General features: G+C 59.6%; 18 protein-coding genes. 1 reads left to right on the top strand and 17 read right to left on the bottom strand.

Annotation, left to right across the window (positions count from 1 at the left end):
* Positions 1 to 86 precede the first annotated feature (86 nt).
* The 11 genes from ACZ3HH_RS24810 to flhA all read right to left on the bottom strand — a co-directional run bounded on the left by ACZ3HH_RS24810 (position 87) and on the right by flhA (position 12,551).
* Positions 87 to 875: a ParA family protein gene (locus ACZ3HH_RS24810; RefSeq protein ID WP_030130563.1), complete on the bottom strand. Its 789-nt coding sequence runs from the start codon at positions 873 to 875 to the stop codon at positions 87 to 89.
* 43 nt (positions 876 to 918) lie between these two features.
* The gene (gene motD, locus ACZ3HH_RS24805) at positions 919 to 1,812 is read right to left on the bottom strand and encodes a flagellar motor protein MotD (RefSeq protein WP_465808587.1); all 894 of its coding nucleotides are present in this window, start codon (positions 1,810 to 1,812) and stop codon (positions 919 to 921) included.
* 12 nt (positions 1,813 to 1,824) lie between these two features.
* Positions 1,825 to 2,565 carry a flagellar motor protein gene (locus ACZ3HH_RS24800; RefSeq protein WP_030130561.1) on the bottom strand — a complete coding sequence of 247 codons (741 nt, stop codon included), beginning with the start codon at positions 2,563 to 2,565 and terminating at the stop codon, positions 1,825 to 1,827.
* Complete coding sequence (locus ACZ3HH_RS24795; RefSeq protein WP_465808584.1) at positions 2,565 to 3,695, bottom strand: protein-glutamate methylesterase/protein-glutamine glutaminase; 1,131 nt, start codon at positions 3,693 to 3,695, stop codon at positions 2,565 to 2,567. The genes ACZ3HH_RS24800 and ACZ3HH_RS24795 overlap by 1 nt, the downstream gene beginning before the upstream one ends.
* A 49-nt stretch (positions 3,696 to 3,744) precedes the next feature.
* The gene (locus ACZ3HH_RS24790) at positions 3,745 to 5,988 is read right to left on the bottom strand and encodes a chemotaxis protein CheA (protein ID WP_465808582.1); all 2,244 of its coding nucleotides are present in this window, start codon (positions 5,986 to 5,988) and stop codon (positions 3,745 to 3,747) included.
* Positions 5,989 to 6,041: 53 nt separating this feature from the next.
* Positions 6,042 to 6,830, bottom strand: a complete 789-nt coding sequence (locus ACZ3HH_RS24785) for a protein phosphatase CheZ (protein ID WP_465808580.1) — start codon at positions 6,828 to 6,830, stop codon at positions 6,042 to 6,044.
* A gap of 30 nt (positions 6,831 to 6,860) precedes the next feature.
* Entirely contained in the window at positions 6,861 to 7,232 is a 372-nt protein-coding gene (locus tag ACZ3HH_RS24780; protein WP_367374740.1) for a chemotaxis response regulator CheY, read from the bottom strand.
* Positions 7,233 to 7,399: 167 nt separating this feature from the next.
* Positions 7,400 to 8,140 (bottom strand): RNA polymerase sigma factor FliA, encoded by a 741-nt coding sequence (fliA, locus tag ACZ3HH_RS24775; protein WP_095080132.1) that lies wholly within the window; start codon positions 8,138 to 8,140, stop codon positions 7,400 to 7,402.
* The gene (gene fleN / locus ACZ3HH_RS24770) at positions 8,137 to 8,967 is read right to left on the bottom strand and encodes a flagellar synthesis regulator FleN (RefSeq protein ID WP_003222917.1); all 831 of its coding nucleotides are present in this window, start codon (positions 8,965 to 8,967) and stop codon (positions 8,137 to 8,139) included. Before fleN ends, fliA begins: the two co-directional genes overlap by 4 nt.
* A gap of 117 nt (positions 8,968 to 9,084) precedes the next feature.
* Positions 9,085 to 10,410 (bottom strand): flagellar biosynthesis protein FlhF, encoded by a 1,326-nt coding sequence (flhF, locus tag ACZ3HH_RS24765; protein WP_465808575.1) that lies wholly within the window; start codon positions 10,408 to 10,410, stop codon positions 9,085 to 9,087.
* Positions 10,411 to 10,421: 11 nt separating this feature from the next.
* Positions 10,422 to 12,551 carry a flagellar biosynthesis protein FlhA gene (gene flhA / locus ACZ3HH_RS24760; protein ID WP_460147263.1) on the bottom strand — a complete coding sequence of 710 codons (2,130 nt, stop codon included), beginning with the start codon at positions 12,549 to 12,551 and terminating at the stop codon, positions 10,422 to 10,424.
* A 582-nt stretch (positions 12,552 to 13,133) separates the two neighbouring features.
* On the opposite strand from flhA, the gene ACZ3HH_RS24755 reads away from it, so the two are divergent.
* On the top strand, positions 13,134 to 13,493 hold the full coding sequence (locus tag ACZ3HH_RS24755; protein ID WP_465808574.1) for a DUF6124 family protein: 360 nt from the start codon (positions 13,134 to 13,136) through the stop codon (positions 13,491 to 13,493).
* 116 nt (positions 13,494 to 13,609) lie between these two features.
* Here the strand turns inward: ACZ3HH_RS24755 and flhB are convergent, their stop codons facing one another.
* From flhB to fliN, 6 genes are read right to left on the bottom strand one after another with little or no spacing between them, the layout of a single operon-like run.
* Positions 13,610 to 14,749 (bottom strand): flagellar biosynthesis protein FlhB, encoded by a 1,140-nt coding sequence (flhB, locus tag ACZ3HH_RS24750; protein ID WP_465808573.1) that lies wholly within the window; start codon positions 14,747 to 14,749, stop codon positions 13,610 to 13,612.
* 3 nt (positions 14,750 to 14,752) lie between these two features.
* Entirely contained in the window at positions 14,753 to 15,538 is a 786-nt protein-coding gene (gene fliR, locus ACZ3HH_RS24745; protein ID WP_465808572.1) for a flagellar biosynthetic protein FliR, read from the bottom strand.
* A 3-nt stretch (positions 15,539 to 15,541) separates the two neighbouring features.
* Positions 15,542 to 15,811, bottom strand: coding sequence for a flagellar biosynthesis protein FliQ (fliQ, locus tag ACZ3HH_RS24740; protein WP_460147271.1), 270 nt, complete (start codon positions 15,809 to 15,811; stop codon positions 15,542 to 15,544).
* Entirely contained in the window at positions 15,808 to 16,566 is a 759-nt protein-coding gene (gene fliP, locus ACZ3HH_RS24735; RefSeq protein ID WP_052966797.1) for a flagellar type III secretion system pore protein FliP, read from the bottom strand. Before fliP ends, fliQ begins: the two co-directional genes overlap by 4 nt.
* Positions 16,566 to 17,015, bottom strand: coding sequence for a flagellar biosynthetic protein FliO (gene fliO / locus ACZ3HH_RS24730; RefSeq protein ID WP_465808571.1), 450 nt, complete (start codon positions 17,013 to 17,015; stop codon positions 16,566 to 16,568). Before fliO ends, fliP begins: the two co-directional genes overlap by 1 nt.
* On the bottom strand, positions 17,016 to 17,474 hold the full coding sequence (gene fliN, locus ACZ3HH_RS24725; RefSeq protein ID WP_465808746.1) for a flagellar motor switch protein FliN: 459 nt from the start codon (positions 17,472 to 17,474) through the stop codon (positions 17,016 to 17,018). It lies immediately after the preceding gene.
* Between the last annotated feature and the right edge of the window lie 4 nt (positions 17,475 to 17,478).

The raw sequence follows: 17,478 nt of genomic DNA, 5'->3' as shown, positions 1-17,478 counted from the left end.
ACGATCTTTTGGCGGATTCGAAGATGTCACAAAGCAAGATCAAAAGATCGCAGCCTGCGGCAACTCCTACAGGGATTGAGTTCATCTCAAGCCACCTGCGGAACAAGTTGTGCCGCCAGCAAATGCTTGAGCAGTGCACGGTAAGCGAGAACGCCACGGCTCTTGCCATCGAATTGCGAAGGCGTCAGCCCTGCCCGGCTCGCGTCACGCAAGCGGGTGTCGATCGGGATGTAGCCTTGCCAGATTTCTTCCGGGTACTTGTCGCGCAGCACGCGAAGGGTGCCGAGGGAAGCCTGGGTGCGGCGGTCGAACAGGGTCGGCACAATGCTGAACGGCAGCGCCTGTTTGCGCGAGCGGTTGATCATCGCCAGGGTGTTGACCATGCGTTCCAGGCCTTTGACCGCCAGATGCTCGGTCTGCACCGGGATCACCAACTGCTGGCTGGCCGCCAAGGCATTGACCATCAGCACACCGAGCAATGGCGGGCTGTCGATCACCGCGTAATCGAAGTCCTGCCACAACTGCGCCAGGCTCTTGGCGATCACCAGGCCCAAACCACTCTGGCCCGGCGACTGGCGCTCGAGGGTTGCCAGCGCGGTGCTCGATGGCAACAGGGAAATGCGTTCGTCACTGGTGGGCATCAGCAACTGACCGGGCAAGCCTTGCGGCACGCTGCCCTTGTGCAGAAACAGGTCGTAGCTGCTGTGTTCCAGGCTGTCGGGATCGTAACCGAAGTAGCTGGTCATGGAGCCGTGGGGGTCGAGATCGACCACAACCACGCGCTTGCCCGCCTCAGCCAGCAAACCGGCTAAAGCGATGGAGGAAGTGGTTTTACCGACACCACCCTTTTGATTGGCGACTGCCCAGACTCTCATTCGGATTGTTCCTCCCGGTCGAAAAGGTCGACCGAGAAATAGCTCAACGTATTAATGCGGGTGACGGAGAATTGACGGCGCTCTCTCGTCCCGGCGACTTGACCGGGGTAGGTGCAGTTTGTGTGCCAGCCCGCTTCAACGCGGCATCCGGTTTCGCATTGGCGGTTCCGGTGCCGGTGAGACTGCGGCGTACATCGAGATTTCGCGACACCACCAACACCACTCGACGGTTACGCGCCCGACCTTCGGCGGTGGCGTTATTGGCCACCGGCTGGAACTCGCCGTAACCCACCGACGCCAGACGACCGGGATTCACACCCTGCATCGCCAGCATGCGCACGATGCTTGCCGAACGGGCCGAGGACAGCTCCCAGTTGGTCGGGTATTGCGCGGTGCGAATCGGCTGATCATCGGTAAAGCCTTCGACGTGGATCGGGTTGTCGAACGGCCTGAGGATCGCGGAAATCTTGTCGATGATGTTGAATGCAATGTCGCTGGGCATGGCGTCGCCGCTGCCGAACAACAGGCTGGAATTGAGTTCGATCTCGACCCACAACTCATTGCCGCGCACGGTCATCTGGTTGGAGCTGATCAGGTCGCCGAACGCCGCGCTGATATCATCGGCAATGCTTTTGAGCGGATCCTTGGCGGCCTGGGCGATGCCGGCGTCGATCTGTTCGCTGTCCTTGACCAGCGGCTTGGCCGGGGTCACGGTCTTCGGTCGCTCTTCGCCGATAGGAATCGGCTTGAGGGCGCGATCGGAATCGGTAAATACCCCGATCAACGCCTCGGAAATGATCTTGTACTTGCCTTCGTTGATCGAAGAGATCGAGTACATCACCACGAAGAAAGCGAACAGCAACGTAATGAAGTCGGCGTAGGAAACCAGCCAGCGTTCGTGATTGACGTGTTCTTCAGGTTGCCGACGACGAGCCATGAGGTTATTCCCTTAATCCATGAAGCCCTGAAGCTTCAACTCAATGGAGCGAGGATTTTCACCTTCGGCGATCGACAGAATCCCTTCCAGCAACATCTCGCGATAACGCGACTGCCGCAACGCGATGGATTTGAGCTTGGCGGCAATCGGCAGCAACATCAGGTTGGCACTGGCCACGCCATAAATGGTGGCGACAAAAGCGACGGCAATGCCGCTGCCCAGTTGCGACGGATCGCCCAGGTTACCCATGACGTGGATCAGGCCCATCACCGCACCGATGATGCCGATGGTCGGCGCGTAGCCGCCCATGCTTTCAAAGACTTTGGCGGCTTCGATGTCACGGCTTTCCTGGGTGTAGAAATCCACTTCCAGAATGCTGCGAATCGCTTCCGGCTCGGCGCCGTCCACCAACAATTGCAGGCCTTTGCGCGAGTAGCTGTCGGGTTCGGCGTCGGCCACCCCTTCCAGACCGAGCAAACCTTCCTTGCGGGCGGTCAGGCTCCAGTTCACGACGCGATCGATGCCGCCAGCCAGGTCCACGCGAGGTGGAAACAGGATCCAGGCGAGAATCTGCATGGCGCGCTTGAAGGCGCTCATCGGCGATTGCAGCAGCGCTGCGCCGATGGTCCCGCCGAGTACGATCAACGCTGCCGGGCCGTTGGCCAGCGCGCCGAGGTGACCGCCTTCAAGGTAGTTGCCGCCAATGATGGCGACGAACGCCATGATGATCCCGATAAGGCTGAGTACATCCATCAGAGACACGCCTCGACCAGGTGTCGGCCGATATCGTCCAGGCTGTACACCGCGTCCGCGAGTTCGGCTTTGACGATAGCCATCGGCATGCCGTAGATCACGCAACTGGCTTCATCCTGAGCCCAGATCGCACTGCCGCCCTGCTTGAGCAGACGCGCACCTTCGCGACCGTCGGCGCCCATGCCGGTCAGTACCACCGCCAGAACTTTGTCGCCGTAGGATTTGGCCGCGGAACCGAAAGTGATGTCCACGCACGGCTTGTAGTTCAGACGCTCGTCGCCCGGCAGGATTTTCACCGCGCCACGGCCGTCGATCATCATTTGCTTGCCACCCGGTGCCAGTAGCGCCAGGCCCGGACGCAGGATGTCGCCATCCTCGGCTTCCTTGACGCTGATGCGGCACAGCTTGTCCAGACGCTCGGCGAAGGCCTTGGTGAAGGCTGCCGGCATGTGCTGGATCAACACGATCGGTGCCGGGAAGTTGGCCGGCAACTGTGTCAGCACCCGTTGCAGGGCAACCGGACCGCCGGTGGAGGTACCGATGGCGACCAGTTTGTAGGCTTTGCGTTTGGGCGCTGGAGACGACGGCGTCGCTGCATGGCTGCGAGCCGGAATCGGGGCCGGTGCCGGACGCGCAGGCGCGCTGCTGCCGTAGCTGCTGACGCTCGAAGGCGCAGGCGTCGGTGCTGGCGCAGCTGCCGGAGCCGGGGCACTGTAGGCGCTGACACGACGGTTACTGCGCGAGATGCTGAGAATCTTCTCGCACAGCAGTTGCTTGACCTTCTCCGGGTTACGCGAGATGTCTTCGAAATTCTTCGGCAGGAAGTCCACCGCACCGGCGTCCAGCGCATCGAGGGTCACCCGCGCGCCTTCATGAGTCAGCGAGGAGAACATCAACACCGGGGTCGGGCAGCGCTGCATGATGTGCCGCACTGCCGTGATGCCATCCATCATCGGCATCTCGTAGTCCATGGTGATCACGTCAGGCTTGAGGGCCAGTGCCTGATCGATCGCCTCTTTGCCATTGGTCGCCGTACCGACGACCTGGATATTCGAATCCGCTGAAAGAATTTCCGAGACGCGGCGGCGGAAAAACCCCGAATCGTCCACCACCAGGACTTTGACTGCCATAAACACTCCGTTAGACGGGGCGAGGCTCAGTCGCCCCGCTCCCCCAGAATCAAATACGCCGTGCGGCGTAACGCTTGAGCATGCTCGGCACATCGAGAATCAGTGCAATGCGGCCGTCACCAGTGATGGTGGCGCCGGACATGCCCGGGGTTCCCTGGAGCATTTTGCCCAATGGCTTGATGACCACTTCTTCCTGGCCCACCAACTGGTCGACGACGAAGCCGATCCGCTGAGTGCCCACCGATAGGATCACCACATGGCCTTCGCGCTGCTCTTCGTGAGCGGCGGAGCTGACCAGCCAGCGCTTGAGGTAGAACAGAGGCAGTGCCTTGTCCCGCACGATCACCACTTCCTGGCCGTCCACCACGTTGGTGCGCGACAGGTCGAGGTGGAAGATCTCGTTGACGTTCACCAGCGGGAACGCGAACGCCTGGTTGCCGAGCATGACCATCAGCGTCGGCATGATCGCCAGGGTCAACGGGACCTTGATGACGATCTTCGAGCCCTTGCCCTTGGTCGAGTAGATATTGATGGTGCCGTTGAGCTGGGCGATCTTGGTTTTCACCACGTCCATGCCCACGCCGCGCCCGGAGACGTCGGAAATTTCGGTCTTGGTCGAGAAACCCGGAGCGAAGATCAGGTTGAAGCAATCCGACTCGCTGAGACGGTCCGCCGCATCCTTGTCCATCAGGCCTTTTTTCACGGCGATACCGCGCAGAACATCAGCGTCCATGCCTTTGCCATCATCGGAGATGGACAGCAGGATGTGGTCGCCTTCCTGTTCAGCGGACAGGATCACCTTGCCGCTGCGAGGTTTGCCCAACGCTTCGCGCTCAGCCGGCTCTTCAATACCGTGGTCGACCGAGTTGCGCACCAAGTGGACCAGCGGGTCGGCCAGGGCCTCGACGAGGTTCTTGTCGAGGTCGGTTTCTTCGCCGACCAGCTCCAGGTTGATCTCTTTCTTGAGCTGGCGAGCCAGGTCGCGAACCAGACGCGGGAAGCGCCCGAAAACTTTCTTGATCGGCTGCATCCGGGTCTTCATGACCGCGGTTTGCAGGTCGGCCGTGACCACGTCGAGGTTCGACACGGCCTTGGACATGGCTTCGTCGCCGCTGTTGAGGCCCAGACGGACCAAGCGGTTACGCACCAGTACCAACTCGCCGACCATGTTCATGATTTCGTCGAGACGCGCGGTATCGACCCGCACGGTGGTCTCGGCTTCGCTGGCCGGTTTTTCCGGTGGCGGCGCAGCCGGGGCACGAGCAGGAGCCGGTGCAGCAGCGGCAGCAGGCTTGGGCGCTTGGGCTTTTGGCTCAGGCGCTTTGGCGACAGGTGCCGGCGCCGCAGCCTTGACCACTGGGGTTGCTACCGCCGAAGCAGCAGAACCGGTGCCCACTTCAGTGAACTTGCCTTTACCGTGCAATTCGTCGAGCAGCGATTCGAACTCATGATCGGAGATCAGATCACCGCCGGCCGCTTTAGCGGTTGGCGCAGCCGGGGCCGGGGCCGAAGCAATCGCCGATTCCAGCGCATCGACCGCAAAGTTGCCTTTGCCGTGCAACTGATCGAGCAGTGTTTCGAACTCGTCATCGGTGATGTCGGAGCTGTCGCCTGCCCCTTTCGGGGCAGCCGGTGCGGCGGGCGCCGCGACCACTGCATCGGCGGCGAACTGGCCTTTGCCGTGCAATTGATCGAGCAACGATTCGAACTCGGCATCGGTGATTTCGTCGCTGGTCGCCGTATCGGCGGCAGGCGGAGCAACCACAGGTGCCTCGGCCTGAGCCTTGACGGCATTCAGCGAGTCCAGCAGTTGTTCGAATTCGTTATCGGTAATGTCGCCGGATTCACTTTCAGCGGCCGGCTCTTGCACCACCTCAGCGACAGGTGCCGCTTCATCGCCGGTTTGCGGCTCGGCCAGGCGGGCCAGAGCAGCCAGCAATTCAGGCGTGGCAGCCGTGATCGGGCTGCGTTCGCGGACTTCGCTGAACATTCCGTTCACCGCGTCCAGTGCCTCGAGAACCACGTCCATCAGTTCCGAGTCGACGCGTCGTTCACCCTTGCGCAGGATGTCGAACACGTTCTCGGCGATGTGACAGCACTCCACCAGCTCATTGAGCTGGAGGAAGCCGGCGCCCCCTTTTACAGTGTGAAAACCGCGAAAAATTGCATTGAGCAAATCCGCATCATCCGGTCGGCTTTCAAGCTCGACCAGCTGTTCGGACAGTTGCTCTAGAATCTCGCCGGCCTCAACCAGGAAATCCTGAAGGATCTCTTCATCGGCGCCGAAGCTCATTAAGGGGGTGCTCCTGAGGTCTAAAAACCTAAAAAACCTAAAATGCTAAAACTCTAAAATCCTAGGCTGGATAACAAATCGTCCACATCGTCCTGACCGGACACAACGTCTTCTCTTTTATCGGCATGAATCTGCGGACCTTCACCCTGCGAGAGATGTTTTTGTGGATCTTTTTCAGCCAGCATCGCTTCATGGTCATGTTCGATACCCGCAAAGCGGTCGACCTGACTGGCCATGAGCACGAGCTTGAGCAGATTGCTTTCAACTTCGGTGACCAACTGGGTCACGCGTTTGATCACCTGACCGGTGAGGTCCTGGTAATCCTGGGCCAGCAGAATGTCGTTGAGGTTGCTCGACACGACACGGTTGTCTTCGCTGCTGCGTGTCAGGAAACCGTCAACCCGCCGGGCCAGTTCACGGAACTCTTCAGCCCCGACTTCGCGACGCATGAACCGTCCCCAATCCGTGCTCAGCGCCTGAGCTTCATCGCTCAGGCCGTTGATCAGCGGCGTGGCGTTTTCCACCAGGTCCATGGTGCGGTTGGCCGCAGCCTCGGTCAGCTTGACCACATAACCCAGGCGCTCAGTGGCATCGGTGATCTGAGACACTTCCTCGGCTTGCGGCATGTGCGGGTCAATCTGGAAATTGACGATCGCGCTATGCAGCTCGCGGGTGAGCTTGCCCACTTCCTGATACAGGCCGCGGTCACGGGTCTGGTTGAGCTCATGGATCAGTTGCACAGCGTCGCCGAACCTGCCTTTTTCAAGGCTTTCGACCAGTTCGACCGCGTGTTTTTTCAGGGTCGATTCGAAATCGCCCTGTGAAGATTCGTTTTGCTCCATAGCTCCCCCGTGACGGACTGGCTTTGCACATCAACCGATGCGTTCGAAGATCTTTTCAATCTTGTCTTTCAACGCTTGAGCAGTGAATGGCTTGACCACATAGCCGTTCACACCCGCCTGAGCGGCTTCGATGATTTGCTCGCGCTTGGCTTCAGCGGTCACCATCAGCACCGGCAGGTGCTTGAGCTTTTCATCGGCGCGCACGTGACGCAGCAGATCGATGCCGGTCATGCCAGGCATGTTCCAGTCCGTTACCAGAAAGTCGATGCCCCCGCTGTTGAGAACCGGAATGGCAGTGATGCCATCGTCAGCCTCGACCGTGTTGGTGAACCCAAGGTCACGCAACAGGTTTTTTATGATCCGCCGCATCGTTGAGAAGTCATCAACGATGAGGATTTTCATGTTCTTGTTCAATTCGACCTCCAAGCAGTCTTAAACGCGTCCAGCACCTGGACGCGCCATTTCAATCAATCCGGCAAAGCACTCAATGACTGTCTGGAGCACAACAGATCGAGACCGGCGCGGTTCAACACCACACCGGCTCCATTCGCAGTGTCCCCACACTGCCTTCAGCGCGCTCGCCACTCCCCCAAACGCCCCCGCAAACGGGCCGCGCACTGGCTGTGTAACTGGCTGACCCGCGATTCGCTGACCCCCAGGACCTCACCGATTTCCTTGAGATTCAACTCTTCGTCGTAGTACAGCGCCAACACCAGTCGCTCACGCTCCGGCAAATTGGCAATCGCGTCCGCCAGCGCCGCCTGGAAGCGTTCATCTTCCAGATCGCGTGACGGCTCGAGATGAGCACTGGCGCCATCCTCATGCAGCCCTTCGTGTTCGCCGTCCTGCAACAGATCGTCGAAACTGAATAACCGGCTGCCGAGAGTGTCGTTCAAAATCCCGTAATAATCGTCGAGACTCAATTGGAGTTCGGCCGCAACTTCGTGATCTTTAGCGTCACGGCCGGTTTTAGCTTCAATCGAGCGAATCGCGTCGCTGACCATGCGGGTATTGCGGTGAACCGAACGTGGCGCCCAGTCCCCCTTGCGCACTTCATCGAGCATCGCGCCGCGGATTCGAATGCCCGCGTACGTCTCGAAACTCGCGCCTTTGCTGGCGTCGTATTTGGTTGATACTTCAAGCAGGCCGATCATGCCGGCCTGGATCAGGTCTTCAACCTGGACACTGGCCGGCAAACGCGCCAGCAAATGGTAGGCAATGCGTTTGACCAGTGGCGCGTAACGCTCGATTAGTTCGTACTGCGCGTCACGTGCCGAATTCTTGTAGAGGTTGTAACCACTGGCTGTCATAGGACGGGTCCTGCCGTTTGTTGCACGAGGCGCTCGACGAAAAATTCCAGATGCCCACGCGGGTTGGCCGGCAGCGGCCAGGTATCGACCTTCTGCGCAATGGCCTTGAATGCCAGAGCGCACTTGGAACGGGGAAAGGCTTCGTAGACGGCACGCTGCTTCTGCACGGCCTTGCGCACGCTTTCGTCGTAAGGCACCGCACCGACGTACTGTAAGGCGACGTCAAGAAAACGATCGGTGACCTTGGTCAACTTGGCGAACAGGTTGCGGCCCTCCTGCGGGCTCTGCGCCATGTTGGCCAGGACACGGAAACGATTCATGCCGTAGTCGCGGTTCAGCAGTTTGATCAGCGCGTAGGCGTCGGTAATGGAGGTTGGTTCGTCGCACACCACCAGCAAGACTTCCTGGGCTGCGCGCACGAAACTGACTACCGAGTCACCAATGCCCGCAGCGGTGTCGATCACCAATACGTCGAGGTTGTCGCCGATGTCGCTGAAGGCCTGGATCAGGCCGGCATGCTGGGCCGGGCTCAGATGAACCATGCTCTGGGTGCCGGACGCGGCCGGGACGATGCGGATACCGCCGGGCCCTTGCAGCAGCACGTCGCGCAGCTCACACCGGCCTTCGATCACATCGGCCAAAGTACGTTTGGGTGTCAGCCCCAGCAGGACGTCAACGTTCGCCAGCCCCAGATCGGCATCCAGCAGCATGACGCGCCGGCCGAGCTCAGCTAGAGCCAGGGACAAGTTCACTGACACGTTAGTCTTCCCGACGCCACCTTTGCCGCCGGTCACCGCGATCACCTGTACGGGATGCATGCTGCCCATGTTATTTCTTTACCTTGTCTTACTTAGACGGAGGCCACATTACTGGCTGCGCGTTCACCAACTGAACAATGCATTGGCAGACCATCGATGTAGGTACAAAAACTGTTCATTAATACCTCAGCCAACCCGCTTGGTCGGACTGTGGTAGAGGTCAGCGAACATATCAGCCATGGCTTCTTCGCTGGGTTCTTCCTGCATTTGCACGCTAACGGCGCGGCTGACCAACTGATGACGACGCGGCAGATGCAAGTCATCCGGGATCCGCGGGCCATCGGTCAGGTAAGCCACCGGCAATTCATGACTGATGGCCAGGCTCAACACCTCACCCAGACTTGCCGTTTCATCCAGTTTAGTCAGGATGCAGCCAGCTAGCCCGCAACGCTTGTAACTGTGATAAGCGGCGGTTAGAACCTGTTTTTGGCTAGTGGTTGCCAAGACCAGATAATTTTTTGATTTGATCCCTCGTCCGGCCAGGCTTTCGAGCTGCATGCGCAGTGCCGGATCGCTGGCCTGCAGGCCGGCGGTATCGATCAGCACCACGCGTTTGCGCAGCAAAGGCTCCAGCGCCTGCACCAGCGATTGGCCCGGGTCGACGTGGGTGACCGACACGTTGAGGATGCGGCCCAGAGTCTTGAGCTGTTCCTGAGCGCCGATGCGGTAGCTGTCCATGCTCACCAGCGCGATGTTCTGCGCGCCGTACTTGAGCACATAGCGGGCCGCGAGCTTGGCCAGCGTGGTGGTCTTGCCCATGCCAGCCGGGCCGACCATCGCAATTACACCGCCCTCTTCCAAGGGCTCGACTTCCGGGGTGGCAATCATCCGCGCCAGGTGCGCGAGCAACATGCGCCAGGCCTGACGGGGTTCTTCAATGTCGGTAATCAGTGCCAGCAGATCGCGCGACAACGGGCCGGACAGGCCGATGCGTTGCAGACGACGCCAGAGGTTGGCCTGCGCCGGACGGCTGCCTTGCAGCTGATTCCAGGCCAGCGAGCCGAGTTGCACTTCCATCAGTTCACGCAGGCTGTTGAGCTCGAAACGCATCGAGTCGAACGCACGCGGGTCGACGCCGGTCGCCGCGGCAGGCGCAGGTGCCGGGCGCCGAGGTTCTGCCAGCGTTGGCTCGATCAGTGGCTCGGCGGCGGTCAACGGCAGGCCGGCGAACAACTGGCGATTGGTGGTTTTGTCGCTCTCGCCATCGCTACGCAGGCTCAGTTCGGCCTGGGCGGTGACGATCCGCGACTGGGTCTTGCGCAGCTCGTCCTCGAGTTCCATGTTCGGAACACGCGGGGCCAGCGCCGACAATTTGTAATCCAGGGCAGCCGTCAGCTCGACACCGCCAGCGATCCGGCGATTGCCAATGATGGCGGCATCGGCGCCCAGCTCATCACGAACCAGTTTCATGGCCTGACGCATATCGGCGGCGAAAAAACGCTTAACTTGCATAAACCACTACCTCAGCCGTTGGGCCCTACTGTCGCAACGATGGTCACTTGCTTGTTGTCAGGAATTTCCTGATAAGCCAACACATGCAAACCCGGGACTGCCAGTCGGCCGAATCGCGAGAGCATCGCGCGAACCGGACCGGCCACCAGCAGAATCACCGGTTGACCTTGCATTTCCTGACGCTGCGCCGCTTCGATCAACGAGCGTTGCAGTTTCTCTGCCATGCTTGGCTCCAGCAGAACACCCTCTTCCGAGCCTTGTCCTGCCTTCTGAAGACTATTGAGCAATATTTGTTCCAACCTTGGTTCCAAGGTGATCACAGGCAGCTCCGACTCAGTACCTACAATGCTTTGCACGATTGCGCGAGATACGCCGACGCGCACCGCGGCCACCAAAGCGGCAGTATCTTGACTCTTGGCGGCGTTGTTCGCGATGGCTTCGGCGATGCTGCGAATGTCTCGTACCGGCACTTGTTCGGCCAGCAATGCCTGCAAGACTTTGAGCAGTTGCGACAGCGAAACCACCCCCGGCACCAACTCTTCTGCCAGTTTCGGTGAGCTTTTGGCCAGCAATTGCATGAGTTGCTGGACTTCTTCGTGGCCTATCAGCTCGCTGGAGTGCTTGTACAGAATCTGGTTCAAATGCGTTGCCACTACCGTACTGGCATCGACCACTGTGTAACCCAGGGATTGGGCCTGGGCACGCTGGCTGATTTCGATCCAGACCGCCTCCAGACCAAAAGCCGGATCTTTGGCGGTGATGCCGTTGAGCGTGCCGTAGACCTGCCCCGGGTTGATCGCCAACTCGCGGTCCGGATAAATCTCGGCCTCGGCCAGGATCACGCCCATCAGGGTCAGGCGGTAGGCGCTGGGCGCCAGGTCGAGGTTGTCACGGATATGCACAGTCGGCATCAGGAAGCCCAGGTCCTGGGAGAGTTTTTTACGCACACCCTTGATCCGCGCCAGCAACTGACCACCCTGGTTGCGATCCACCAGCGGAATCAGGCGGTAGCCGACTTCCAGGCCGATCATGTCGATCGGCGTCACGTCATCCCAGCCAAGCTCCTTGGTTTCCTGCGCGCGGGCCGGCGATGGCAGCAGTTCCTGCTGACGCTTGACCTCTTGCAGGGCCTGAACCTTGACCGCGTTCTGCTTCTTCCAGAACAGGTAAGCACCGCCGGCCGCCAGGGCCGCCATGCTCAGAAAGGAGAAGTGCGGCATGCCCGGCACCAGGCCCATCACCGCCATCAAGCCAGCGGCCACTGCCAGGGCTTTCGGCGAAGCGAACATCTGACGATTGATCTGCTTGCCCATGTCTTCCGAGCCGGAAGCACGGGTCACCATGATCGCAGCGGCAGTCGACAACAGCAGTGATGGCAATTGCGCCACCAAACCGTCACCGATGGTCAACAGCGCATAAACCTTGCCGGCATCACCAAAGCTCATGCCGTGCTGGAAGATACCGACCGCCATGCCGCCGATCAGGTTGATGAATAGAATCAGCAGGCCAGCGATGGCATCACCGCGCACGAACTTGCTGGCACCGTCCATCGAACCGTAGAACTCGGCTTCCTGGGCCACTTCCATCCGGCGCAATTTCGCCTGGTTCTGATCGATCAGGCCGGCGTTCAAGTCGGCGTCGATCGCCATCTGTTTGCCAGGCATCGCGTCGAGGGTGAAGCGCGCGCTCACCTCGGAAATCCTCCCGGCACCCTTGGTCACCACAACGAAGTTGATGATCATCAAAATCGCGAAGACCACGATACCGACTACGTAGTTACCGCCGATCACCACCTCACCGAAGGCCTGAATCACCTTACCGGCGGCGGCATGACCGTCCTGACCGTGGAGCATCACCACCCGTGTCGAGGCCACGTTCAGCGCCAGTCGCAGCAACGTCGCCACCAGCAAAATGGTCGGGAACACCGCAAAATCCAGCGGTCGCAGGGCGTACACGCAGACCAGCAACACCACGATGGACAAGGCAATGTTGAAGGTGAAAAACACGTCCAGCAGGAACGGCGGCACCGGCAACATCATCATGGCCAGCATGACCAGCAGCAACAGCGGCACACCCAGATTGCCCCGACTGAGGTCGGCAACGTTTGTGCGTGCAGTGTTGATTAACTGAGAGCGATCCACCGGTATTCCCCGTTCCTTTGAAGCAAACTTTTGACGCCTGAAGCAGGCGCAGGGCGGCTATTGCAAGAAGCCTTCCAACTTTTGCCGGGGTGGAAAATAGAGGGTTGCGCGAGTCACGGAAGATCAAAAGATCGCAGCCTTCGACAGCTCCTACGGATTGGGTTTACACCGCAACATCGCGGGTAACGTGCGATCCGTGTAGGAGTTGCCGAAGGCTGCGATCTTTTGATTTTAAACAGACATGTTTAATCGACATCTCCAGACACTCACCCAGGCTACACATCCTTGCGTCGTTGCCTACGACTACGCCAGAATCCGCCGGCTTGTGCGCCTAAGGGCCGGGCTCTATCGTTTCCCTGTCGCTGAAAAACAGCGATCGGGTTTGGTAGCCCGGTTTGACTTGCGTGCATAGCGCACCTGATGCAGAGCCTTTTCGGCCTGCGTTTATGGTGGCCATGCGCAGGGCGCCTTCGGGCGCGCCGGTTTTCCAAGTCACCGGTCTACCAACCTTCGTATGGCCACCACCCCTTCGTTTGGTAGCGAAGGATGATGGCTCCTCTTTTCTGATTTGGAGATTCATCTATGTTCAAACCAACACCCAACCCACCGGAAACCGATCCGGCATCCCCTTACGAATCTCTCGATTCCAAAAAACTCAACGAAGCCGCCGACCGCGCCCTCGATTACTACCTCAAACCGGTTATTCCCAAAGATACTCCGCGCAAGCCCAGCACCATTTACCACGTCGGCACCGAGGTCGATAACGAGACCCTGCTGGTCAATGCCTGCGCATCCCTGGCATCGGCAAGCGTGATGCTCAGTGATTTCGCCGGGTTAGTGGACGGGACACATCGCAACACGATGCTGGGGATTCAACAGGTGGTCATGCTCGGTGAGTTGGCGGTGAACCGGGTGCTGGATAACTTCGACCCACAAGGCTAGTGCAGACTTGTGGTGAAGGGCTTGCCCTACCACAAAAGCAGGTAAAGCAGAAAAGATCGCAGCCTTCGGCAGCTCGCGTCTATGGGCACCGCCGAAGGCTGCGATCTGTTGATTTATCAGGAATCGCGCCGCAGATCCGGCGGAATCGGCAAATCGTCCTGAAGCGGATCCGGACGCTTGCCCTTGCCGGCACGGTGCTGGCGGATCTGGTAGACATAGGCCAATACCTGAGCCACAGCCAGATACAGCCCACCAGGAATTTCCTGCTCCAGCTCCGTGGAGTAGTAGATCGAACGCGCCAGCGCCGGCGATTCGAGCAGCAGCACATTGTTGGCCACGGCGATCTCACGGATCTTCAGGGCCAGGAAGTCGCTGCCCTTGGCGATCAGCATCGGCGCCCCGCCCTTTTCCGGATCGTACTTGAGGGCTACGGCGTAGTGGGTCGGGTTGGTGATGACCACGTCGGCTTCGGGGATCGCGGCCATCATCCGCCGCTGCGACATCTCGCGTTGCAACTGGCGAATGCGCTGCTTGACCTCCGGCTTACCTTCTTGATCCTTGTGCTCGTCGCGCACTTCCTGCTTGGTCATCAGCAGCTTCTTGTGACTTTCCCAGAGCTGCACCGGCACGTCGACCGCAGCGATGATGATCAGCCCGCAAGCCATCCACAAGGTACTCCAGCCGACCACCTGGAGGCTGTGAATGATCGCCATGTCCAATGGCTCGTGGGCGATGCGCAGCAGATCGTCAATGTCAGATGACAACACCGCCAACGCCACGAATAACACGATGAAAAACTTCGCCAAGGCCTTGAGCAATTCAACCAAAGCCTTGGCCGAGAACATCCGTTTCAAACCCGCGCCGGGGTTCATGCGACTGAATTTCGGCGCCATGGAGCCGGCCGCGAACAGCCAGCCGCCGAGGGAGATCGGGCCAATCAACGCAGCCAGCAGTAAGGTGATCATCACTGGCTGAATCGCAACGAGGGCGATCTGCCCCGAGTGCAGCAGATAGGTGCTCATGGAGCGCTGATCCAGAATCACGTCTCGCGAGAGCGAGAAGTTCATGCGCATCAACTCCATCAAATCCTGAGCGAGTGCGCCGCCAAAAATCAGCAACCCACCGGCGCCGGCGAGCATGACCGCCAGGGTGTTGAGCTCCTTGGAGCGCGCAATCTCGCCCTTCTCACGTGAGTCCTTTTTGCGTTTCTCCGTGGGGTCTTCTGTTTTGTCCTGACCGCTTTCGCTCTCAGCCATGACTCAGCGCGCCCGTGCCAGTTCGCGTAACAACTGCAAAGCCTCGGCGGCCAGCGGCTGATACTGATTGAGAATGTCCGCCAGGCCGACCCAAACAATGAACAACCCGAGCACCAGGGTCAGCGGGAAACCGATCGAGAAGATGTTCAACTGCGGCGCCGCCCGGGTCATCACGCCAAATGCAATGTTGACCACCAGCAACGCGGTGATCGCCGGCAACACCAACAACAGCGCCGCACCGAGCACCCAGCCGAGCTTGCCGGCCAACTCCCAAAAATGATTGACCATCAACCCGCCGCCGACCGGCAGTGTAGTGAAGCTTTCGGTGAGGACTTCGAACACCACCAGGTGACCATTCATGGACAGGAACAGCAGCGTCACCAGCATGGTGAAGAACTGTCCGATCACCGCCACCGACACACCGTTCGTAGGGTCGACCATCGAGGCGAAGCCCATACCCATCTGGATCGCGACAATCTGTCCGGCGACCACGAAAGCCTGAAAGAACAACTGCAAGGAGAAACCCAACACCGCGCCAATAATGATTTGCTCGGCGATCAGCAGCAGCGCGCTCAGGTCCAGTGCATTGACCGGCGGCATTGGCGGCAGGCCAGGGGCAATCACCAAGGTGATCGCCAGGGCGAAGTACAGACGCACGCGCTGGGGCACCAGCGTCGTGCCGAAAATCGGCATGACCATCAGCAACGAACCGATGCGAAACAACGGCAACATGAACGTCGCCACCCAGGTGCTGATCTGGGTGTCGGTCAGCTGAAGCAGCGACGACATGGCTTAACCGATGACCATCGGGATGCTGTGGTACAGCTGGAGGATGTATTCCATGAACGTCTGCACCATCCACGGGCCGGCAACGATCAGCGTCACCAGCATCACCAACAGACGCGGCAGGAAGCTCAGGGTCTGTTCGTTGATCTGGGTGGCAGCCTGGAACATCGCCACCAACAGCCCCACCAGCAAGCTCGGGATCACCAGCACGGCGACCATCATGGTGGTCAGCCACAGCGCTTCGCGAAAGATGTCTACGGCAACTTCCGGCGTCATGGTGAAACGCCGCCGAAGCTACTCGCCAAGGTGCCGATGATCAACGCCCAGCCATCCACCAGCACGAACAGCATGATCTTGAACGGCAGGGAAATGATCAGTGGCGAGAGCATCATCATACCCATCGCCATCAGCACGCTGGCCACGACCAGGTCGATGATCAGGAACGGGATGAAGATCATGAAGCCGATCTGGAACGCGGTTTTCAGCTCAGAGGTCACGAACGCCGGCACCAGAATCGTCAATGGCGCCTGATCAGGCGTAGCAATGTCAGTGCGCTTGGACAGGCGCATGAACAACTCCAGATCGCTGCTGCGAGTCTGGGCCAGCATGAAGTCCTTGATCGGTACCTGCGCCTTGGTCACGGCATCCTGAGCGGTGAGTTTCTCCGCCAGATACGGCTGCAAGGCATCCTGATTCACGCGGTCGAACACCGGCGCCATGATGAACATGGTGAGGAACAGCGCCATGCCGGTAAGGATCTGGTTCGACGGTGTCTGCTGCAAGCCCAGGGCCTGACGCAGGATCGAGAATACGATGATGATCCGGGTGAAACTGGTCATCAGCATGACGAACGCCGGGATGAAACTCAGCGCGGTCATGATCAGCAGGATTTGCAGGCTGACCGAGTATTCCTGAGCGCCTTCGGCGTTGGTGCCCAAGGTGATCGCCGGGATCGACAACGGATCGGCGGCGAACGCCAGCGGCGCGACCAGCATCAGGGCCAGCGTCAAGACGATGCGTAGCGCACCCATTACTTCTTATCCTTCTGATCCTTACCGAGCATCTTCAACAGATGCTGGGCAAATTCCGGGGTCGCTTTTTCAGTTCCGCTCGGCACTTGCACCGGCTCCTTGAGCACATGCAACGCGGTGATGGTGCCGGGGCTCAGGCCGAGCAGAATCTGTTCGTTGCCGACCTGCACCAGCATCAAACGGTCACGAGGACCTAGCGCGCGGGAACCGATCAGCTCGATCACCTGCCCCTTGCCGGCCGGCCCAGCCTGCTGGACCCGGCGCAGCAGCCAGGCGAGGAAGAAGATCAACCCCAGCACCAGCAGCAAACCAAATACCAATTGCGTCAATTGCCCAGCCACACCGCTGCTGACGGCCGGCGCAGCGGCCGTCGTTACCGGCTCGGCCGCCAACACGCTGAACGGCAAGGCCAGCGCTAACCCCAGCACAAAACCCAGAACCTTTTTCACTCAGCGCAGCTTCTTGATGCGTTCGCTTGGGCTGATCACGTCAGTCAGGCGGATGCCGAACTTTTCGTTGACCACCACCACTTCACCATGAGCGATGAGCGTACCGTTGACCAGCACGTCCAGCGGCTCGCCGGCCAGACGATCGAGCTCGATCACCGACCCCTGGTTGAGTTGCAGCAGGTTACGGATGTTGATGTCGGTGCTGCCGACTTCCATGGAAATCGACACCGGGATATCGAGAATCACATCCAGGTTCGGACCGTCCAGCGTCACGGGCTCGTTGTTCTTCGGCACGCTGCCGAATTCTTCCATTGGCAGACGGTTGGACGGCGAACCGGCGGCGTCGGCGGCCAACAAGGCATCGATATCGTCCTGCCCGGCGTCACCGGTTTCTTCCAGGGCCGCAGCCCATTCATCAGCCAGTGCCTGGTCGTCCTGGGCGTTCATATCGTCGTTCATCATT

This window comes from Pseudomonas sp. PME37.24/025, from assembly GCF_055556615.1.
Note: the sequence above shows the minus strand (reverse complement) of the source record. Positions and strands in the feature narration are given on the sequence as shown.